Origin of the sequence: Mesorhizobium muleiense, assembly GCF_900099905.1 — a bacterium.
Taxonomy (GTDB): Bacteria; Pseudomonadota; Alphaproteobacteria; order Rhizobiales; family Rhizobiaceae; genus Mesorhizobium; species Mesorhizobium muleiense.
Genome location: NZ_FNEE01000001.1, coordinates 177,878 through 199,145, shown reverse-complemented (window position 1 = coordinate 199,145; position 21,268 = coordinate 177,878). Strand labels below are relative to the sequence as shown.

At 58.6% G+C, this 21,268-nt stretch carries 16 protein-coding genes and 3 pseudogenes; 11 read left to right on the top strand and 8 right to left on the bottom strand.

The genetic code is table 11. The annotated features are described in order from the left end of the window. Window positions 1–323: 323 nt before the first annotated feature. Window positions 324–1,664, top strand: coding sequence for a nucleotide sugar dehydrogenase (locus tag BLT09_RS00860; RefSeq protein WP_091590033.1), 1,341 nt, complete (start codon window positions 324–326; stop codon window positions 1,662–1,664). Window positions 1,665–1,871: 207 nt separating this feature from the next. On the opposite strand, the gene BLT09_RS00855 is transcribed toward BLT09_RS00860, so the two are convergent. Both BLT09_RS00855 and BLT09_RS34765 read right to left on the bottom strand, forming a co-directional pair. After that, window positions 1,872–4,151, bottom strand: coding sequence for an FG-GAP repeat domain-containing protein (locus BLT09_RS00855; protein ID WP_236473094.1), 2,280 nt, complete (start codon window positions 4,149–4,151; stop codon window positions 1,872–1,874). Between the two features lie 34 nt (window positions 4,152–4,185). Then, entirely contained in the window at window positions 4,186–4,605 is a 420-nt protein-coding gene (locus tag BLT09_RS34765) for a PIG-L deacetylase family protein (protein WP_329608778.1), read from the bottom strand. 398 nt (window positions 4,606–5,003) lie between these two features. Between BLT09_RS34765 and BLT09_RS00845 the strand changes: the two genes are divergently transcribed. From BLT09_RS00845 to BLT09_RS00830, 4 genes are all read left to right on the top strand, one after another. Further along, on the top strand, window positions 5,004–5,270 hold the full coding sequence (locus BLT09_RS00845; RefSeq protein WP_236388171.1) for a hypothetical protein: 267 nt from the start codon (window positions 5,004–5,006) through the stop codon (window positions 5,268–5,270). A 10-nt stretch (window positions 5,271–5,280) separates the two neighbouring features. Further along, window positions 5,281–6,534: a class I SAM-dependent methyltransferase gene (locus tag BLT09_RS00840; RefSeq protein WP_167366280.1), complete on the top strand. Its 1,254-nt coding sequence runs from the start codon at window positions 5,281–5,283 to the stop codon at window positions 6,532–6,534. After that, window positions 6,531–7,754: a class I SAM-dependent methyltransferase gene (locus BLT09_RS00835; protein ID WP_236473092.1), complete on the top strand. Its 1,224-nt coding sequence runs from the start codon at window positions 6,531–6,533 to the stop codon at window positions 7,752–7,754. The genes BLT09_RS00840 and BLT09_RS00835 overlap by 4 nt, the downstream gene beginning before the upstream one ends. A gap of 795 nt (window positions 7,755–8,549) precedes the next feature. Next, a complete protein-coding gene (locus tag BLT09_RS00830; RefSeq protein ID WP_091590029.1) occupies window positions 8,550–9,995 on the top strand; it encodes a lipopolysaccharide biosynthesis protein in 1,446 nt (481 codons plus the stop codon). A gap of 26 nt (window positions 9,996–10,021) precedes the next feature. On the opposite strand, the pseudogene BLT09_RS00825 reads toward BLT09_RS00830, so the two are convergent. Next, a pseudogene (locus BLT09_RS00825) lies at window positions 10,022–10,281 on the bottom strand (transposase); the annotation flags it as partial. A 176-nt stretch (window positions 10,282–10,457) separates the two neighbouring features. Between BLT09_RS00825 and BLT09_RS00820 the strand changes: the two are divergent. After that, window positions 10,458–10,799: a hypothetical protein gene (locus tag BLT09_RS00820; RefSeq protein WP_236473091.1), complete on the top strand. Its 342-nt coding sequence runs from the start codon at window positions 10,458–10,460 to the stop codon at window positions 10,797–10,799. Here the strand turns inward: BLT09_RS00820 and BLT09_RS00815 are convergent. The 4 genes from BLT09_RS00815 to BLT09_RS00800 form a co-directional block, all read right to left on the bottom strand. After that, window positions 10,786–11,775, bottom strand: a complete 990-nt coding sequence (locus tag BLT09_RS00815; RefSeq protein ID WP_139172465.1) for a DUF707 domain-containing protein — start codon at window positions 11,773–11,775, stop codon at window positions 10,786–10,788. The two genes, BLT09_RS00820 and BLT09_RS00815, sit on opposite strands and share 14 nt — an antisense overlap. Before the next feature lie 28 nt (window positions 11,776–11,803). Next, complete coding sequence (locus BLT09_RS00810) at window positions 11,804–12,763, bottom strand: glycosyltransferase family 2 protein (protein WP_091590026.1); 960 nt, start codon at window positions 12,761–12,763, stop codon at window positions 11,804–11,806. A 25-nt stretch (window positions 12,764–12,788) separates the two neighbouring features. Next, window positions 12,789–13,772 (bottom strand): class I SAM-dependent methyltransferase, encoded by a 984-nt coding sequence (locus tag BLT09_RS00805; protein WP_167366279.1) that lies wholly within the window; start codon window positions 13,770–13,772, stop codon window positions 12,789–12,791. Between the two features lie 233 nt (window positions 13,773–14,005). Then, complete coding sequence (locus BLT09_RS00800) at window positions 14,006–15,289, bottom strand: glycosyltransferase (protein WP_413468403.1); 1,284 nt, start codon at window positions 15,287–15,289, stop codon at window positions 14,006–14,008. Between the two features lie 466 nt (window positions 15,290–15,755). On the opposite strand from BLT09_RS00800, the gene BLT09_RS00795 reads away from it, so the two are divergent. After that, on the top strand, window positions 15,756–17,192 hold the full coding sequence (locus BLT09_RS00795) for a polysaccharide biosynthesis/export family protein (RefSeq protein ID WP_091590021.1): 1,437 nt from the start codon (window positions 15,756–15,758) through the stop codon (window positions 17,190–17,192). Window positions 17,193–17,313: 121 nt separating this feature from the next. Further along, window positions 17,314–18,510 carry an acyltransferase family protein gene (locus BLT09_RS00790; protein ID WP_167366278.1) on the top strand — a complete coding sequence of 399 codons (1,197 nt, stop codon included), beginning with the start codon at window positions 17,314–17,316 and terminating at the stop codon, window positions 18,508–18,510. Between the two features lie 140 nt (window positions 18,511–18,650). On the opposite strand, the pseudogene BLT09_RS00785 reads toward BLT09_RS00790, so the two are convergent. Further along, window positions 18,651–19,155: pseudogene (locus BLT09_RS00785) on the bottom strand (IS3 family transposase); the annotation flags it as partial. A gap of 12 nt (window positions 19,156–19,167) precedes the next feature. On the opposite strand from BLT09_RS00785, the pseudogene BLT09_RS00780 reads away from it, so the two are divergent. The 3 genes and pseudogenes from BLT09_RS00780 to BLT09_RS00770 all read left to right on the top strand — a co-directional run. Continuing rightward, a pseudogene (locus BLT09_RS00780) lies at window positions 19,168–19,996 on the top strand (Mu transposase domain-containing protein); the annotation flags it as partial. Window positions 19,997–20,033: 37 nt separating this feature from the next. After that, window positions 20,034–20,360, top strand: a complete 327-nt coding sequence (locus BLT09_RS35430) for an ATP-binding protein (protein WP_091590018.1) — start codon at window positions 20,034–20,036, stop codon at window positions 20,358–20,360. Window positions 20,361–20,572: 212 nt separating this feature from the next. Next, window positions 20,573–21,163 carry a flavodoxin family protein gene (locus tag BLT09_RS00770; protein WP_091590017.1) on the top strand — a complete coding sequence of 197 codons (591 nt, stop codon included), beginning with the start codon at window positions 20,573–20,575 and terminating at the stop codon, window positions 21,161–21,163. The last annotated feature ends 105 nt before the right edge of the window (window positions 21,164–21,268 follow it).

The window sequence follows — 21,268 nt, the reverse complement described above, 5'->3', positions numbered from 1 at the left end:
TCCCCACCTCAACCGAACAGTTTAATCGACTGACGCAGGGTGCGTCCCTTCGCCAAACGCGGCATCTTCGATCTCGCGAGCGAAGGTGGCTCCCAGATCCTTGAGGACGTCGCTTGAAAGTTAAATGTGGCAGCGCAAGGTTTATTTGACAACGTGGCTTGGGGTAAGCATTTCGGCTGTTCTCCCATTGGTGCAATCCATGCTATTTTCAGCTCTGGGGTTGGCTAAGCGCATACATTTTGCTGATTGCTGTGAACTGCTTCCCCGCGGTAATTGAGGCGATCCTTTATTGTCGACATTGAAGCGAAAGTTGCCAGCATCTCATGCAGACTGCTCCAGACCTTCAGGAACTGGTTAACCGCATCCGAACGCGGGACTACACCATTGGCATCATGGGCCTCGGCTACGTTGGTCTGCCGCTCGCCATGATCTCGCTGGACGCGGGGTTCAAAGTCATCGGTTTCGACATTGACGCGTCTCGGGTTGCACTTCTTAACCGCGGAGAAACAGGCATAGATCATTTGCCTGGTGCTGCCATCAAAGTGGCTGTCGACAGCAAGCGGTTTCGCGCCACCAGCGATTTCGCCGACCTAAGCGAACCCGACGCGATCTTGATAGCGGTGCCAACGCCGCTTACCAAAAACCGGGAGCCGAACCTCTCGTTCGTCGAAAACAGCGCACGTGCGATCGCGGAGCGGCTGCGCCCTGGTCAACTTGTCGTTCTGGAGTCGACGACCTGGCCAGGAACGACGCGTGAGGTCGTGCAGCCGCTGCTCGAGGCGACGAATCTTTCTCTAGGAAAGGACTTTTTTCTCGCCTATTCGCCCGAACGGGTGGACCCAGGCAACGACGTACACACCACCGCCAAGGTTGCAAAGGTGATAGGCGCCGACGACCCATTGTCCCTACAAGTTGCCAAGGAGCTGTATGATCAGATCATTGTGCAAACCGTTCCCGTGGCCTCCACCGCAACGGCAGAGGCTGTGAAGTTGACCGAGAACATTTTCCGCTCTGTGAACATTGCGTTGGTCAATGAGCTAAAGGTGATTTTTGACAGGATGGGCATCGACGTCTGGGAGGTGATCGAAGCCGCCAAGACCAAGCCGTTCGGATATATGGCGTTTTATCCAGGCCCCGGCCTCGGCGGCCACTGCATCCCGATCGACCCATTCTACCTGACCTGGAAGGCAAGAGAGTACGAAGTAACAACACGCTTCATTGAGCTTGCCGGTGAAATCAACACGAACATGCCGCATTATGTGGTTGACCGCCTTGTGGAGGCCTTGGACCGGCGAGCGAGCCGCGGCCTGAGCGGTTCGCGGATCTTGGTGATCGGGATGTCCTACAAGAAAAACGTGGGTGACACACGAGAAAGCCCATCGTTGAAGCTGATCGACATCATGGAGCGACGCGGGGCAGTCGTTGATTACCACGACCCCTACGTACCGGAAATACCCGGAACAAGAGAGTACGCCAACCTGGCAGGTCGCCCCTCTGTGGATATCTGCGCTGGCAGTTTGGCATCGTATGATGCCGTTGTCATCTCGACAGATCACGATGCGATCGATTGGCAGAACATCACCAAGCACGCAAAGCTGGTGCTCGATACCCGAAATGCTTGTGCGCGTAGTCAGTCACGCACCGACAACGTCGTAAAGGCATGAGCGGCCCGACTTGCGCACTGGCTTGGTGAACCTGCTAGCGACAACGTCGAATGGTTTAGCACGTCGAGCGGTTGAATTCATTCAGCGCATCGCACTTTCCCGGACTTGAGCGTCGAGGCATGAGCGCCTGCGCAGCCGTGCAAACAGGTGGAGCCGGCCGAGTTCGCTACGGTTCATGCGGCGCCGGCAGGTGCTCAACCCTCCTCGTCAGCGGGCCTTTTGGTCGCCATCAGCATCCTTGCCGACCGCGTCATTCCGCCAGACATGGATCGCTTCGAATACGTCCCATGCGATCGACACAATTTCGAGATCCCCGTCACCGTCGAGGTCGACCGTCCTTGCTCCCAGATGGCTTTCCATCCCTTCGCCGACCAGCTGCTCGATGAACCGTCCCCCACCCAGATTATGCCAGCTCGAGAGACGAAGTGCGCCGCGATGCTCGCCCATGATAAGATCCGGCCTGCCGTCGCCAGTCATATCGGACACTGAAAGGCTATTAAGGGAACCGCGCGAGGTGATTTCGTGTTGCTTCCAGTCGGAGGAGCTGTCGCCGGGGTTGTGCCACCAATACGCCTTAGCGCTGTCGGCTTTGCCATTTTCCTCGGTCACGACGATGTCCGCACGTCCGTCGCCATCAAGATCGGCGGCCGCGACGCGGTCGGGATAGACCATTTCAGGAACTTTTCCAACATGCCGAAGCTCCCAGTCTGGCGAGCCGTCACCCGGATTGCGCCACCATGCGGCCGTCTTTGCATCGCCGGTCGTGGCGACAAGGTCAAGTAGACCGTCCCTATCGATATCGGCGAATGCGATCCCTTCATCAGACGCTTCGGCGCAGATGCGGGTGCGCGGCCATGGCTCGACTGTTGGATCGTCAGGAATCTTAAAATAGAAAACCCCACCGCCACTCGAGACCGCCAGCTCCGGCTTCCCACCTTTTACGACCTGGGCTAGCACATGGCCCTGAGAGCCGAGCTCATGACTGGCGGCGGGAACCTCTCCGATCTCGTGCTCTTCAAAGCGGTGCGCTTCAATGTCCTCGGCATGGAGCCACACCAGGTGCAGCGCCCTGCCTCCGCCGCGCTGTGCTATGACCTCCCCGCGCCCGTCACCATCGAGATCCAGGGCTGCGACCGCGTCCACACCCTCGGCAAGCGGGGTCCGTTCCCATTCTGTGTTCCAGGCTTCGGACGGTTGACGGTACCAGAACGGACCCGAGATGATGTCAGTGAGATCATCACCATCCATGGCGGAAAAAGCGATCCCAAAGGAGCGGACGTGCCCGTTCGTGATGCGATGATAGGTCCAGCGGTCAAGGCGGACCGATGCAGGCGGATCCAGCCGATTGATCCACACTCTGACAGGCGGGTTGCCCACCCAGTTCGCCCCATAGATGTCAAAATCACCGTCCCTGTCGACATCGGCGACGACGCCGTTGTGGAGACCCACATCGTCGATCACTTGACGGGCCCAGCGCGTTCCTCGCCCGTCGACATTGTAATGGATCGCGAGCTTGCGCTCCTCGGTCGTATGCATCTGCCCGACAACGACATCGTTGTCCCCGTCTCCGTCCATGTCGGCGGCCTGCAGCGTATGGGCACCCTCGACAGAAGGCTGAATGACATGGCGGATCCAGCGGCCCGTCGGTCCGGCGAGGGGCTGGAACCAGGCAACGTCGTCGGTGTGCTCGGAACTTGAAGTCAGAATGTCGGCGCGGCCGTCCTGGTCAAGGTCGGTGACAAGCGCCTTGAATGCAGGATTGAACGGACCAAGCTCGTAGCTGCGCCATAGTGCTGCATCGCGTGCTGCCGCTGCGCCTGGATTCGACGCCCATACTCCGTGCAGGACGAGATCGACATCAGCATCGCCGTCAATATCGCCGATTGCCATTCCCTCTTCGCCAAGGTTGAAGAACAAGCCCACGCGGGCCCAGGAGCTCGGGCTTTCCTGGAAGAAAATCATCACTTCGCCAGGCGCTCGAACGACGATATCAACGAGGTCGTCCCCGTCGAAATCAGCCGCCTTGATGTCTTTGCCCCAGCTGCCGACTGCACCGATTTCCCAACGCTTCCAGCTGGGACCGTGGGTCGGGTTACCATTCGGCCGCGGGTTCTCGAACCAGACGAGATTGACAGCATCGGGCCCATCGGCCGTGACGATGTCGCGATCACCGTCCCCATCGATGTCGGCAAGCACTCCGTCGGTGGTGAACTCGACGCGGGGCCTCGCGATTACGGTGTGAACCAGATCGGGCCACCGCCACCAAGACATCGCATCCTCGGGGAAGCCGCCAAGAACGAAATCCAGTCGACTGTCGCCGTCTATATCGCCAACAAGCTTTACGTCTCCTGAATAGGGGGCAATCTCTTTGCGTTCAAAAACAAGACCCGACTGTAGAATTTCTTCGGGAGGTCCCTGTCCCTGAGCGGCCTCGCAACTTGCGAGGGTGTAGCCGATCATCAGGACCGCGATCAGGCGGCCGAACATGCTAAATGTTGATTTCGTAGCGTGTGAACATTTCCTAGTCGGCCAGCAACCGCCCGACGAAATCTCCCCCCGACAAGTCCGACAGCGTCCGCCATTCATCTTGGTTCTCCAGGCGCTGCATCTGCGACGCATGCGCCGCCAGCGCTTCCCGCATCACGCCGATAACATCGCCAAGACAGGCGAGGCTATTGAGCGTGGACGACGCAATGGTACCAATCCAGACTGGATACTCGAATACCGTAACAGGGCGACCATAAGCACGAAGCGCCGCGCGAACTGCTGCATTGACGGCGACATGATCGGAAGTCGGATCCTTTGCATAGTTCACGAAAACGCTCTGCGGTCGCCATGTGTTGAGCATCGACACGACCGCATGTGTTATCGCATGAACGTGATGATTGGCCGCCCCGCCTGGAAGGCGTAAGAATGTAACACTTTCGGATGATGCGCCCAGACGATGAACTACTTCACTTCTATGGCTCCGGCCTCGCGTGTCGTCCGCAAGGTTTCAGGATGCCTAAGGTCGCGATGAGGACGCGGCGCCATCGGTGACAAAAACCAAAACGGACCTAGGCACCCAAGGCAATCTTTTTGGCCGCAACGCCACCGCAACCCAGCGTCTCATCATCCGGATGCGGCGCAACAATGACAGCCGACGCTGACCAGTCGCGTACTTCAAACGGCCTAAGTCGCAGTCGCAATTGACTATCAAGCATGGTGCTGAAGGTCCGCCTAAAGGTCCACATTGGTGCGCTTCCATCATCCGTTCGCTCGCGTTGTTGAACGCCGATCGCCCATGGTAACAGAACTCACGGACGTTCGAGACGTGTGTTTGTTGGTGGGGAAGACTTTATGAAAGTGGGTATCCTCGCGGGCGGATTTGGGACACGGCTGGCCGAGGAAACAGAGAGCCTGCACGCGTTCAAGCCGCAACGGACGGCCCGACGCGACGTCGCGCAGCTCTACGAGGCATTCGGCACTGTTGGTCTCTTGCTTGAAGAGTTCGAGGGGGAGCGCTTCAAGCGCATCGCCCACGTGAAAAAGCTGATCCGCGATTGCGAACTGGACGAGCACCTGGTCGCGTTCCCGTTCTGGCCAAAGCAGACTGAGCCGGGCTAAGGGGGACGATATGGACATGATGTGCCTAGATGCGAAGTCGGTAACCGAGCGGGCCTGCCGATCTTGCGGTGGAACTGGCATTGAGACGTTTCTCGAGTTCGGTAAAACGCCACTGGCCGATCGCCTTCTCACCAGCAGCGACATCGGCGAACCGGAGCCCATTTTTCCGCTGCGCGTCGCGTTCTGCAAAGACTGCAGCCTCGTCCAGATCACCGAGACGGTGAATCCGATAATTCTTTTTGCCGATTCCTATCCATATTATTCCTCTTTCTCCCCTGCTCTCTTAAAGCATTCGCGTGCGAATGCGCTTGATCTGATCAATCGCCGCGGTCTTGGCCCGGAGAGCCTTGTCATCGAATTGGCGAGCAATGATGGTTATCTGCTGAAGAACTACGTCGAGGCGGGAATTCGGGTGCTCGGAATTGATCCGGCCGACGGACCTGCCGCCGCTGCCGAGAGGGTCGGCGTGCCCACGCGCTGTGCATTCTTCACCCGCGATGTCGCTGAAACGCTGCGCGCGCAAGGCATGCGCGCGGACATTATCCATGCCAATAACGTGCTCGCCCACGTGGCCGACACCAACGGATTTGTGGCAGGAATTGCCCGACTTCTCAAGGATGACGGTGTGGCGGTTATCGAGGCACCCTATGTCGAACCTTTGATCGAACATTGTGAGTTCGACACGATCTATCACGAGCATCTTTGCTATTTTTCAGTTACTGCACTGGATAAGCTCTTTCGCCGCCACGGGCTTTACCTCAATGAGGTCAAGCACCTTTCAATCCATGGCGGTTCGCTGCGTCTTTATGTGGAATCGCGCGAGAACGTGGGGGCGACAGTAAAGGACCAGCTTGCCCATGAAGCCTCGCGCGGGATCGATGCGATCGGCTATTTCCGCGATTTCTCCAGCAAGGTCGACGCGCTGAAGCGCGACCTTTCCACGCTCTTACGCCGGTTAAAGTCGCAGGGTGCCACGATTGCCGCCTATGGAGCGGCAGCCAAGGGAGCAACGCTGATTAACACCGTCGGCATCGGACGCGACCTCGTGGACTTCGTCGTGGATCGCAACGTCTATAAACACAACAAATATATGCCCGGACAGCGCCTGCCGATCCGCTCGACTGAAGCGCTTCTCGAGGTGCAACCCGACTACGTGCTTCTCCTTGCTTGGAATTTCGTAGACGAAATTCTCGATCAACAGGCCGAGTATCGTGCACGCGGCGGAAAATTCATCCTCCCCGTCCCAACGCCGAGAATCATATGACAAAACAGGCGGACCGCGCACAGATGGCTTGCCTGAAAGCCGATGGACCGACGCAGTCGACGGGTTCCATTCGAACCGATTGCTTGGTCTGCGGTCAGCGAAATCTGCTCAATTCGGTGCTATTCGAAGCGTTGCCCCTGCTCTGCAACGCGCTTTGTGCGGACGCGGCATCGGCGCGCGCGGCACAGACCGGCAGATTTGCGACTACCTTCTGCCTCGGCTGCACGCACGTCTTCAACGCCTCATTCGAGGAAAATCGCATCGGTTATACGCAAAGCTACGAGAATTCGCTTCATTACTCCCCCCGTTTCGTGGCGTTTGTTGAAACGCTGGCCGAGCGCCTGAGCAGGACCTACGCGCTCTCGGGGAAGACGATCGTCGATATTGGATGCGGCAAGGGGGATTTCCTGAAGCGGCTAAGCTTGATCAGCGGTGCGCAGGGAATCGGTTTCGACAAGAGCTTCGAGGACAACCGGGGGGGCGCGGTCCCTGGAGTACGATTTATCAAAGACTGGTTCGGCGATTCCTACGCGGATCTGCGTCCTGACCTGGTGGTATGCCGCCAGGTTCTCGAACATATCGCCGAGCCGGTGAAATTCCTGCGCGCCCTTCGCGCCCATCCGGGCATCGCACCGGAGACGGTGTTCTTCTTTGAAGTCCCGAATGTCCTTTACACGCTCCGGGATATGGGAATCTGGGACCTCATTTATGAGCACGCCTCCTATTTCACGCCCGCTTCGCTGAACGCGGCGTTCGAGACGGCTGGCTTTCGAGTGCTGGATGCAGGGACGTCTTTCGGCGACCAGTATCTTTACATTGAGGCGCGGCCGGCTGCCCCCAAGTACGCTACTTCCGTTGACAGCCGCGAAATCGAGATGCTCGTCCGCGATTTCGAGCGCGCCTATCGCGACAAGATCGAGCGATTGGGTGATTACATCGCGAGGCGCAATCCCCAGCAGATCGTCGTCTGGGGAGGGGGATCGAAGGGCATTACATTCGTCAACGTTGTGCCAGGCGCCGATCGGATCCGCGCGATCATCGATGTGAATCCGCACAAGCAAGGTCGTTTTGCGCCAGGAACCGCCACTCCGATCCTTGCTCCGGAGGCGTTGCGCGGCCAGCCAGTCGAATCAATCATCGTCATGAACCCGCTCTACCGCGAGGAGATCACCAGTCTCGTAGCGGAACTCGGCTTCACACCCGAGATTGCGGTTGCATGAAAGTTCAATTCAACCGCGGCGGCACGAAAGCGCAGAACGGGATTGGTGGGGGATACAGTCCAATGACCGTGCCGGTCGAGATCAACATGGCCATTCCACCAAGGGTCATCGGACATTCTCGCCTCGTTATAGCCCGACAATCTGGCAGAGAGGGGCTCTCACTTTGATTGCCGCGGCGCACCTCGTTTGCCCTTGAATATCAGCCAGCGCTTAAAGAGGTAGCCCCCGCTTCTTGATCGCCTGCGCGGATGGGCGTGTGGGACGCGGGATGGTCCATCGGTAATCGGACTGCACCAAACTGCCACGGGTGCGTAAGACATACGTCGTTTGGGGACGTTTACGTTCCCACGCTCCGGCGTAAGGTTTGCAAGATGCACTCGAACGAATTCGCATCCCGGCAACGCGGCCGCAGCGATATCATCAGGATATCAGCCAACACCGCCTAATTTGATTGCGCTACAAAGAGGATTTCCAGAGGAGCTGCCTATGACCAATAAGAACTGGATGCAGCCACCCTTCCTCGCCAACCACAGCATCCTCAGCCATGCGTGCTTGTGGATGGTGGAATAGAATGACGAGCAAACATGCGAAACGCCATCTGTGTCCCGCGACGACTCTGCGTTCGCGAGATTCCAGCTCGATAAACGATGGCCGGAGAGAGATCGACGGCTCTCCTTTTTATTCACGTAGACCAGGCCAGATCGCTAACGGCGCAGCCGTGAGACGAAGACGGAAAGCCTTGACTGCGCGATCGAAGGTCGCAGTTCCGTCCTCCAACGGGCAAAGAGACATGCGATGACATCGATCGGCGCGAAGATTGTCAGCGGCGCAGCTTGGACAGCAGTCGAAACATGGGGGCGGCAAGCAGCCATGTTTGCCATTTTTGTCGTATTGGCCAGGCACCTCGGACCTGAGGCATTCGGCCTCGCCGCCCTCTCCATGGTTGTACCCGTCATTCTTGCTGTTCCGGTCACGATCGGAATACCGGAGGCACTCATTCAGCACCCTAAAATTGAGTCCTTACACTTTGACTCGGCCTTCTGGCTTCTCGCCGCGAGCGGCGCAGTGATTAGCGGGCTCATCTGGATGTCTGCCGGTTTGATTGCTGCAGCGTTCGGACAGCCCATTCTCGAAGATCTCATCCGCTGGAGCAGCGTGGTCGTCGTAATTCAGGCCCTCTCGTCGGTACCTGCGGCTGTGTTGAAGCGCCAACTCGAGTTCCGCTTGTTCGCGTTGCGTACACTTGCCGGCACCGTCGTCGGCGGCACACTCGGCATCGTCTTGGTAATAGCCGGTTTCGGCGTATGGAGCATGATTTGGATGCACCTTGCAAAAGCGGCTGTGGAAACCGCTGTCCTTCTCGTTGGCAGTTCTTGGCGGCCCCGTCTGACCTTCTCCTATGCAAAGGTTCGTGACCTATTAGGATTTGGCGGCCCGCTTATCGTCCAGACTTTTTGGAGTTTTTTGAATGAGGAAATTCCAAAGGTCCTACTCGGCACGTTCCTCGGCCCCCACGCGGTCGGAGTCTATGCTCTCGCCCGTCGTCCGCTCGACCTTCTGGTGCAAGTATTCCTCAGTCCGCTGATGGCTGTCACTATGCCCACCGTGTCACGGATACAAGATCAACCCGACAAGATCGACCGTTTCTTCAACACGACCGTCCGCATCGCCGGGATAGCAGGGTTTCCTGCATTCATCGGATTTGCCGCGATCGCACCGATCGCGGTTCCCTTTATCTTCGGCCCGCAATGGGCCAGCGGGGTCGTCGCTGTCCAGATTCTCATGCTGCTGGGCCTGCAACGCACGATTGACAGCCTCTGCGCGTTTACGATCCTTGCAATGGGTCACTCCAGGTTGATCCTGAAGTTGAACATTGCCTACTCTGTCGTCGCAACGATGCTGTTGTCCGTCACTGCGCAGATCAGTCTTGAGATGACGATGGTGGCGCTCGTAGCCTGCGGCCTGGTCCTCCTACCAGTCTTCCTCTTCTACGCTCAGCGCATCGCGCGTATCGACGTGCTGAGACCCCTTGAGATCTTCCCACGACTGGCTCTCGCCGCCCTCCTGATGTTCGGCGCCGTCAGCGCGTGGCTAAGCAGGGCGCCTGAGCACGCTGCGCAGGAGACGCTTCTTATTAGCGCAATTGTCCTTGGAGCCGCTGTCTATTGTACGGCTCTCTTCGTGCTGGTGCGCTCTGACCTGTTCAATGCGCGAGACTTGTTCCTCAGGCTTCGCGGCTAGTTTGGTGTCGGGCGCGACCTCTAGAAGAACCCGGGGAAATAGGAGCCCTTCCTGAGCTTGGGGATGGGCAGCTCGACGGTGCCGGCGCGCGTCTCCCAGTCGCGCTCGCGATAGCCGTTGCGCTGGGCCATGCGCAACGGGTTCTTCTCGCCATGGCCGGCGCCGGTGGCGGCCCCAACCTCCAGCTCCATCAGCCGCTCGGCGGCAAAGCCAATCCAATCATCTCGCGCAAGAGATCGGAATCCGGAGTCTTCTCCACGAGCGCGCAGGTTCTGTCGATGACCACCGCAAAGCCGCTCGCTCGCTACAGCGCTATCGAGGGCCGCTCGCGAGCGGCCTCGCTACCGCCGAGCTACACCACCTAACCTAGGGACGCGACCGTGACCAATACCTCTTCATCGAAGCAAGCCTCCCGAAACCGGGATGACCGCTGGTCTTTCAAGACCTGGAAAGATTGATGCGTTGGTCCGTCGCTTCGACCAGACCTATCGTGACAAAGTCGCCTGGTGGCGGGATTACCTTGCAACGCGGGATCCGGAGCAGACCGTGGTCTGGGGTGCGGGATCAAAGGGCATCACTTTCGTCAAGGTCGTTCCCGAGGGCGCGCGGATGAGCGCTCTCGTCGACGTCAACCCGCACAAGCAAGGGCGCTTTGCTCCAGGCACAGGCACAGCTGTGGTTGGGCCGGAGGGCCTGCGCGGCCGACCCGTGCGGTCAATCATCGTGATGAACCCGCTCTATCGAGACGAAGTTGCCCAGGCGGCACACGAGCTTGGTCTTGCCCCCGATATCATCGTTGCCTGATCCTGCGATCCACCCTTTGCGGCTGATGGCCTGACTTTATCACTCCATCGACGTCGATCCGTTGCAGGTTGACCGGCCTCAGCCAGCAGTGTCGCGTATAGTCGGTCGAGCGGCGCGTAAACTGCGGCCATCTAAGCGGCGTCTTGGACAGCGCCCGCCAAAGGGACAGGGAGTTAAGGCCGATCAGAAAGCGAGACCGGATGAGCTGCCCGCGCCGGTCCACCGCTGCATAGGTTACGAACCCGCGAAACGCAGCGCCGAACCTCTTCAGCACCGCATCCATCTGCACGTCATAAGGCTCGTTGGCGGCGAAACCTTGAAGCGACTTTGTTGTCCCCACCGGCCGCGTGTGTCTTACAACGACATCGTCAACGATGGCGTACCGCAACCATGGCGTGTCAGTCAGGCGGGTCCAAAGAAGGTCTATTCCCGTCTCGTAGCCGAGCCCGAACAAATTCAACGCCGATTGCAGGCATCTGGCGCTGAACACCGGGCACATCATCTCGACCGTGTTGGTATATCGCAACACGTATCGCTTGCCGCTGACAAGCGTCGCTGCGTAGGAGAAATAGCTGTCCCAAGACAGTGCTGGCTGAAACAGATCAAGTTTATAGCGGCGGCCGATGGCGAACAGACGATTCAAGTCCAGCTTCGTCGTCTCGATGTCATCGTCGATCAGGGCAATGAGATCATATCGCGTCACAATTTCAGGGTAGCATTGAAACAAGGCATGATAGCCGGCGATCTTGCGCCCCGGGAGAAATACGCTGAAATCGTTCTGTCCATGGGAGACGCCAGCCTCGTAGGCGGCGACGAGAAGATCGAAGTCGGCGTCGCCCGCCCCCTCAGTCCAGCCGGCATGCAAAGAGCTACGCCCCGCCCGGACGATCACCAGATTTCTCTTGCCCGAGCTCTCCGGCAATTTTCGGAAGGCTGACACTGCTGCGGCCGCGGGCGTGACTTGGCGAAGGTTCATACAAAGCCTCCCGGCGGACCACTCGTTTCTAGGCAGGCGATCGGTTTGAACCGGCATGAATGCGTTTCAGAGCCCCCAAGCCGGCGCCGCGGAGCTTGGCACGAAGCTGCGGAGAAACAGCGCCTACAAGTTCCAGGAACAATCTCGCGATAAGCAGCGGATCCAAGATCCACGCAACCAGATGAAGCAGTGTCATGCCCAACGGTGCTGTGCGCCTGTGCCGATAGGCAATTGCGACGAGGTGTTTTAGCCGCCTTGACAATTCAAAGGCATTCGCCGTGGAGCCATCAGGATTTTGCCAAGCCAATCGCTCGGAGCTTGGCAATCGCACCGAGCGCGTCGGATGGTCACGGCTGTATAGTATCGCGTTGGGCGCATGAACAAACGTCCCGAGAAGAGCCATCTCGGCCAGAAGCGCACAATCGGAGCCGTAGTAGGGCTCGTGCAGTGTCGTTTTAGCTAACGACGCCCGGCGCCAGAGGCCGAACATCGCAGCGTCCCAACCGTGCGCAGCAACCATCAACCGGAAGCGGGATGCGGGCGTCGATCCTCCCATATCCGGCAGCACCCTTTCGACATAGGAAGTTAGCTGACCGGTCTCGTCGATCCCCAGCAGTCGCGGGTAGGCAATGACGTGGCGGGCATTCGCGTCAAGCGCACGCACGCAGTCTGTCAAGAAACCACTGCCCAAGCGGTCATCGTGCGCGCACCATTTGAAATATTCCCCTGTGCTCAGTTGGAAAGCTCGATTGAAATTGGCACCGGCTCCCAGGTTGCGAACGTTTCGGACATAGCGTATGCGCCTGTCCCGCTGCGCAAACTCCAAGCATATATCCGCTGTCCTGTCCGTCGAAGCATTATCGGTGATGACAAGTTCGAAATCGCCGAAGTCTTGATCGAGGATCGACTGAATCGCATCGGACAGGAAATTCTCGCCGTTGTAGACGGGTAAACCAAGGGATACCTTTGGCGACTTGGAATGTTCCATTTCCAGGCTCCTTCTGGGGTGGATGTCAGACCGCGACGACTTCCGGCCGCAGGTCCAGTGCAATCAAGGATTGCGCCACTTCGTTGAGGTATATCGGGTTCATGACGATGACGAGATCAGGGGGAGCGTCCAACAAGTCGCTTGGCGCGATGACCGGGTGACCGGTCCCGGGCGTAAACTTGCCTTGCTTGTATGGGTTGATGTCGACTGCTGCCCAGACTTCGTCTCCAAGCTGCAAGGTCGTCAGGAACGACACTGCCTTGGAGCCGCCGCCCCACAGGACCACCCGCCGGCCGGCGGCGTATGCGGCGCGGATGCGCTCCTGCCAGAAATCCTGAACCGCACGCACGCGAGCGGGAAAGGTTTCCGCCAAACGGTGCATCACTTCCAGATCGTGCTCGAGCGGTAGTCTCGGCATCGTCCGGCCGGCTGACGGCCGGGCGTACTGAACGATGTACTGGTTGTCATAGACGAGCTCCAGATCAGTAACGTCGAAACCTTCCTGGCGAAACAGGCGTGCGTGTGCGCCAGGACTGAAATAGGAGCAATGCTCATAGTAAATGTCCCAGAACGCGCTCTCCACGAGCACACGTTTTGCATCAGGCGTCTCGAAGACCGCCCAATCCTGGGTCCTTTTGCCGATCATCTTGCGGATCAGCCGCACGAAACTCGACACCGAGCTGACGTGTTCGAGCGTGTGGCGACAGAGGACCGTATCCGCCTGGAGATGCTGGTAGTCCGGTCCGAAATAGTCGACGATGATCTTGACGTCGCCGTACTCATCATTGCGGCCTTTGTCGGCTCGATAGGCTGGATCAATACCGAGCCCGGTGGCGCCGCCCGATATGCAAAGTTCGCGGAGAAATTCACCCTTGCCGCAGCCGATCTCCAACACGTGCTTGCCGGCTATCGCACATTTTTGTGCAATCTCGCGTGCAAGTCCTTTCGCGAAACTGTTGAAGGTGCTGGAAAAATGCTGGGATTCCTCGAAATTGGTCGAGTAACCCATGATCGTCTCGTCAAAGGCCCTGTTGAATATGAATCCGCATGCGTCGCAGAATGCGAGGTCAAGGTCGCGGCGGGGAAAGGCGTGGGCGTCTCGGGCCGAGTTCAGCAGGACACAACTATGCACCGGGATGGATTCGACCCGGTAGATTGACCGGCTGACCGGCGCCGAGCAGCACGGGCACGCGGCCGGTCGAAGCGCTTTTCTGTTGCTTGCCATGTGAAGGTCTACTGTATTCATTGTAAAATTGGCTCGACAAGTGAACCGGTTATATCGCGCGTCGAGCTCTCGGCTCCGAAGAGTTCATTGTACTCGGTCGCGCGAGCGAGTTGGACAGACTGGGCCAGGCCAAGGGCGTCGAGTATCGCCAGGTCGAACCTTTCCTCGGAGAACCGGGTCGCGTTCACGCGACAGGCGTGCGGCGTAATGGACAGCGCATTTTTCTCGAATAGATCAATGGCCCCAGCTACGGAATCGATGGCCTGACGGTCGAAGAGCACACCTGTCGGATGGGCGCTCTCGCCAAGCGGCCGGACAATGTCGCGCGCGCCGCCGCGGCCGAAAGCGATCAATGGCGTGCCGCACGCCTGGGCCTCGGCAAGCGTTATCCCGAAGTCCTCGCATCCGGCGAACACCATCGCACGAGCCTTGGCGATTTTTTCGATGTATTCATGCCGCGGCAGATAGCCGGTGAAGACTATGTTGGGGCCGGCAAGCGATCGCAAATGCCTGGATTGTACTTCGTCGCCGACGACAACCAAGCGACGCGACGGGGTTTTGCTGAACGCCTCGATTATCAGATCCGTACGTTTATACGGGGCGTGGAACGCGGCCGTGACGTAGTAGTCATCCTTGTTGACGACGAGTTTAAGATCCTCGGTGGCGACGGGCGGATGGACGACCCGCGCGTCGCGGCCGTAAATCCGTTCAATTCGAGAGCGGACATAATTCGAGTTTGCCAGCATCAGGTCAGGACCGTGCGCCGTTCGCGTGTCCCAGGTCCGCAGCCTGTGAAGCATGTAGCGAAAGACGAGACCCTTCGGCCCAAATCCCAAGCCGGCCTGCTGCAAATAGGAGAATTGCTCGTCCCACGCATATCGCACCGGACTGTGTACATAGCACAAATGTAGTTGGTCCGGGCGGGTCAGAACGCCTCGAGAGAATGCGGCCGAAGAGGAAATTACCGCGTCATAACCCGTGACATCAAATTGTTCGATCATAAACGGGCAGAGAAAGAATAGTGACCTGTAGTACTTTTCCACGAAGGGAAGTCGATTCATGCCGGAAACGTGGAAAATTACGCCTGGAAAATACTCTTCCTTGATCTCCTTCGGGAGAAAATCAAACAGGGTGAAAACCTCGGCTCTCGGAAAAATCTTGCAGATCCGGGCAAGGACCTGCTCCCCTCCCCGAAAGTTCGGGCACCAATCATGCACGACGGCGATGCGCGCGTTGCGGTCGATGCCGGCAAATGGCGTCTTGCTGATCGATCGCAAATGTTTGGTATCCCGGCCCACCATGGTGGTTGCTTTCGGCTGTCGCACATGGCGCATGCATTGCCCTCCCGGAATGTTGGCACCTTTTTCCGGAATTCTTTGTTGCCCGGATGCTCAGCGACTGTGTGTCGTCCGCCCCGTCCAAACAAGCTGCCTATCGGGTTAAGCGCCGCACCCTCCCGAGGCCCGATGTACTCCAACGAGGTACGCCTCCTACTTCGATGGGCCTAAGCACGCATCAACGCTAACCTTATGCGCAGGCTGTATCGGCGCGACGGGCGGATTAGGATCATGGCGCGCTCACTTCGCAAGCAGTGGTCGCGCGCCGTATCTGTACCCATTGCCCGCGAGGAGAGTTGATCGTCGATGATAGTGGTCGTGATCGTCGCAACGTTTGGTCGCAAGGAACAAGTGACTCGGCTTCTTTCACAGTCGCAAGGGGCTGGGTGGAGCCCGAGTAGAATCTGAAGATCTAGTGCAGAGGTAAGAGATGCTCCAGGAACTGCCTTTTTCCGTCGACAGCGGCGCTCGTTCAAATCATCGAGTTCGGCGCCTGGGCAACCTGTCGGCTCGGCGCGACGGTTGGCGCATTCTCCACGTCGTGGTGTATGCGGGGATGTCCCTGGCCTGCATGTTGGGTGCCTCGGCTGCAAACCCCACAGACTATGTGCTCGGCCCGCAGGACAAGCTCCGCGTCAAGGTCTACGAATGGCGTGCATCACGCGACAAGATTTTTGGCTGGGATGCTCTCAATGACGAATACATAGTCGGTCCCAATGGCTCCGTTTCGCTACCGCTGGTCGGCGAAATCAAGGCTGCCGGACTCACCACCGGTGAGATCGCGAACTCGATCGGCGACAGCCTCATGAAAAGTGTCGGCCTCTCGCGAAAACCGAACACCGCTGTTGAAATCGTCCAGTTCCGACCGTTCTACGTCGTCGGCAAGGTGACGCAGTCGGGAGAATTCGCATACCGGCCCGGGCTGACCGTCTTGCAGGCATTGAGCATCGCGGGCGGGTTGCGGACTCGAGAGGACAGGGACGCCAGGTTCGAGCGCGAAGTGATCCAGGGCCAAGGGGATGTGAGCCTGCTCAGACTGAGCGAGGCCAGTCTCCTCGCACGCAAGGCGCGGCTCGAGGCGGAACTCTCGCATGCCAGCGACATTCAGTTTCCGGCCCAGTTGACGTCGCGTATTCAGGACGACGTCTTTGCCGTGCTCTTGAAGCAGGAACGCTTGATCTTCCAGGCGCGCAGCGAGGGATTGGACACTCAGGTCAAGGCGCTTCTTGGTCTCCGCGAGTTCCTCCAGAAGGAACTTGCCTCGCTGGAAGCGCAACTCGTTTTCCTCGACAAGCAGATCGGCTCAATCCAGAAGGAATTGACAGCGGTTTCGGCGCTTGTCGCCAAAGGGCTTGCGGCGGCGCCGCGCGAGTTTTCTCTGGAGCGGGCCCTTGCCCAGGCGCAGAGCGAGAGGTTGTCGGCGGAAACCAGTCTGCTGCGCGGGCGCCAGGAAATCAGTAAAACTGACATATCAATTCTCGAGCTCCAGGATGGGCGCGAAAATGAGATAACGGTCGATCTGCGTCAAACGCAAGCTGAGCTCGATGCTCTCGAAAGCAAGACAGAGACGACAAGGCGGCTATTGTACGAGTCCGCGGTATCTGCCCCGAGCCTTCTTGCCCGCCGAGCCGACGCGGAGCTGGCTGCGCCGATCTACACGATTTTCCGGCCGTCGGCGGACGGTGCGACAGTGCAAATCCAAGCTGACGAAACGAGTGCCGTCGAGCCCGGAGACACGATCAAGGTTGAAATACCACTGGCTGAGGATGAAACGGGCGCGCTGGACCTGACATCGACCGAGCGGCATGAGGCGCCGGGAATAGAACTCAAGGCAGAGACCGCCGGCGACACTGTAGGCATTCCGTAGCCTCCCGGCGGATTTTTGGCAGGATGAGGCAGACGACTTTGAGAGGCGACGAGGAGAAGCCACAAAAGCGCCTTCAGCCACCTGAGCAGGAGGGAGAAGCTCGGACCGAAGGAATATGAGCATGCCAACGCAGTCGATGATGTCTCCGTACATGCCGAAAAACAGCCAGCGAGTTGGCCCAGTTGACGCATTGAGAGGCTTAGCCATGACGGCGGTCGTGGCACAGCATTGCGGATTGTTACCATTTGGATGGACGGGTGTGTGGCTCTTTTTCGTGATCTCCGGATACGTTGTTACCCTTACGGTGATAAGCCGGGAAAGCGATCAACCGGCGCTAGAGAGGTTGGTAGGGTTTTTTCGCAGGCGCGCACTTAGGATCGTCCCTGTCTATTTCGCCTACATCTGCGCAGGTGTCGTGACCATCCTTGTGAGTGGGAGTAGCCTCGACCTGATCGCTCTTGGCTCGCTACTGGGGTTTATCAACAATCTGGCCATGACGCTTGGGCGAGGTGAGCTTGGTTCTTGGCCCGTCGGGCACCTGTGGACTATCTCAGTGGAGATGCAGTTCTACGTCATCTACGGCTTTGCGCTGTTCCTGATGTCCCGCCGCACCGTAGTCTTGCTGCTACTTTCTATGCTCATCTTGGCGCCTGTGCTGCGCCTGGCCGTATCGATTGGCCTAACCAGAATCGGATGGGGTGCCGAAACCAGCGCGTACGCGGTCTACGCTGGATCTTTTCTTCATACCGACGCCTTTGCGACGGGCTGTTTGCTAGCTTTTTTAAGTAAATATGGAATGCTCCAAAGAAAAGCTCCATTTGTTGCAATAGTTGGAATCTGCTTACTTTTCATCTATGTAATACTTTACACAAGCATTAACTACTATGTCGTGCAAGCGCGGGGCATCGACATCCTAAAAAACGTCCTCTCCGGAATCCTGTGGGGGCAGTATCGCGAAGTATTCCTTTACAGTGCGCTAGCCGCTGCCTCTGGCGGCCTTGTAAGCCTTGCCGCTGTGGAGCACCGTTCCGTTCACTGGCTTTTGAGACTGAAATCTCTCCAACATATTGGAGAGATTTCATATGGCGCATACATTTACCATGCGATTGCGGTCGTCGCGGCCAAGTTGGCCCTCTCTCCGATAATGGACTTTTCGGCGAACCCGAGGCCAATCCATACGTGGATCGCGTTGTTCTTGTTGGCATACCTTCTGACGATTGTCGCCGCAGAACTTTCATTCCGATTTTTCGAACGCCGCTTCCTGGGTATCCACAATCTGCGATCTCCCACCGGGCAAATTTCCGAGATGCCGACATGACAACAGTGCGTATTGCTCTTGCTTTCCTCTCGCTTTTGTTTGCCAACTCTGCCAGCGCGGCGCGGGAGCAACACCTTTGCAAAGAGCCGGCGCCCGTAAATGTGAACCGCCCCGAGTTGATCGAAGCTGTTTCGTTTGAGTCACGCGGCTATGGCTGGTTCATCCAACATGGCGTCGTAGCGTTCCTCGGCTTCGGCCGGCGGCATGTTGCCGATGGACTCCAGCAGCCGGCGATTGTTGAACCAGTCGACCCATTCGAGCGTGGCGAACTCGACGGCCTCGAATGAGCGCCAGGGTCCGCGTCGATGTATCACTTCGGCCTTGTAAAGACCGTTGATCGTTTCGGCGAGAGCATTGTCGTAAGAGTCGCCGACACTGCCCACCGAAGGCTCGACGCCGGCCTCCGCCAGGCGCTCGGTGTATCTGATAGAGACGTATTGGCTGCCTCTATCGCTGTGATGGATGAGCCCGCCTCCCTGCACGGGCCGCCGATCCTGGAGAGCCTTGTTCCAGAGCGTCCAGAACGAAGCTGGCATGCGCCGTCCGGCTCACCCGCCAGCCAACGATCCTTCGCGCAAAGGTGTCGATGACAAAGGCGACATAGACGAAGCCCGTCCAGGTCGCGACGTAGGTGAAGTCGGAGACCTGCGGGCAAATCTTGTCGACCCAGTCCCCTGCACTCCGGCCTCGGGCTGGGAGAAGGGCCAGGTCGAGAACCTGGTGGGGTTGGTGCGCGAGCGCTTCTTCACGCCGCGTCGGCGGGTCAAGAGCTATGACGAGTTGAACGTTGTGCTGCTCGATAAAGCCATGGCTTATGCCCGGGCGCATCGGCATCCCGAACTCCGAGACCGGACGATCTGGGAGGTGTTCGAGACCGAGCGGCCGAACCTGGTGCCATATGTCGGCCGCTTCGATGGCTTCCACGGCGTGACGGCATCGGTGTCCAAGACCTGCCTGGTGCGCTTCGACAACAGCCGATACTCGGTTATGGCAAGTGCAGTCGGCCGACCGGTCGAGATCAGGGCCCATGCCGATCACATCAAGCTGCGCCAGGACGGCAGGATGGTCGGCGAGCATCCCCGCTCTTTCGGTCGCGACCAGACGACCTTCGATCCGTTCGCACTACGTGCCGGTGCTGGCCCGCAAGCCCGGGGCTTTGCGTAATGGCGCTCCCTTCAAGGACTGGGTGCTGCCTGCCGGCATCGACAAGATCAGGCGTCGTCTCGCCGCTCTCGATGATGGCAATCGGCAGATGGTCTCGATCCTCACGGCGGTGCTGCAGGATGGGTTGCAGGCGGTCGAAGCCGCCTGCGCCGAAGCCCTGCGGGAAGGAGTCTGCTCGGCCGACGTCATCCTCAACATCCTGGCCCGGCAGCGTGAACCCACCGCGCCAGTGACCATCATGACGACGCCACAAGCCCTACGGTTGCGCAGTGAACCAGTGGCCGATTGTGCCCGCTACGACAGCCTGAGGAGGGCAATATGATGGAACGGTCCAAGATCCTGACCACAAGCTCTACGGCATGAAGAATGCCTACGACGAGATCATAGCCACCGCCATCAAGCGCCAGCACGATCCCCAACGCGTCGCGGCCGACCTGCTCACCTCCGAGATCGCCGAGAAGCAGGCTCGCTCGATCAAGTACCAGGGTGGCCAATTGCTATTCCACCTGGTCAGCCGCCTCTACGAGCAGACCTCGGTCATCGTCACTACCAACCTGACCTTTCGGGAATGGCCGTTGGTCTTCGGTGACGCCAAGATGACCATCGCGCTCCTCGACCGGCTCGCTCACCACTGCGATATCGTCGAGACCGGCAACGAGAGCTGGCGCTTCAAGAACCGCGCCTGAACCCCAACCCGCTGAACCGCCCAGGTGCGCAACCCCGAGCAGCCTCGACGGATCAGATCAGCTCACCGACCTTAGGGGGTCAATATTGTGATCCGGAAAATTCAAAGGTAAAGAGCGAGTATCGTCGACTTTGAAGCCATCGGTGGGGATACTCAAAACGTCGCACCGTGCCATTCGGTATCGAGCTGTCACGCCTTACTAGGGATCCTCACATGGACAAAGCGACGACCATCATTGGAATAGACTGCAGCCCACGCGCGTCCAGTAACTCAGCGCGGATGCTCGGCGAGGTTCTTCGCTCGCTCGAGAGAGATCGGGGGGTGAAGGTCGTGGAACAGGTGCGTCTGGCCGATGAGCGTATCGACTGTCTCGGGTGCGAGCAGTGTTATCAAACGTTCGGATACCACGGCGACGGGATCGATCGTGTTCTGTCACTCATGAAAGAATCGGACGTGATTCTGATGGCTACTCCCACCTGCTTCGGAATGCCGCCGGCCCTGGGCGTCGTCTTGCTTGACAGATCGGATCCCCTGTGGCGCGACGGACAACAGCTCAAAGGAAAACTCGGAGCGGTCATCGTCAACGGCGCCACCGATCCCGCGGACGATCCGAGTGTGCGCCTATGCGCGGACAACATGATCAAGTTTTTCGAACAGCACGAGATGCCCTGCGTTCAGCCGGTCCATCTGGGGGGAACGCTCGCGTATCCCGAGCAACGGTTTCCGGACCCGCTCCCCGCCGGGACGATGGGCGTTCTCGAGCAATTGGCTGACGAGATCCGGCAGTGGGTCGGGAGCAGGTGATACCGGCACATCTCTTGCCTCCTCGCGTGGTGAGACACGACCGCCCAGGTGCGCAACCCCGAGCAGCCTCGACGGATCGGATCAGCTCACCGACCTTAGGGGTCA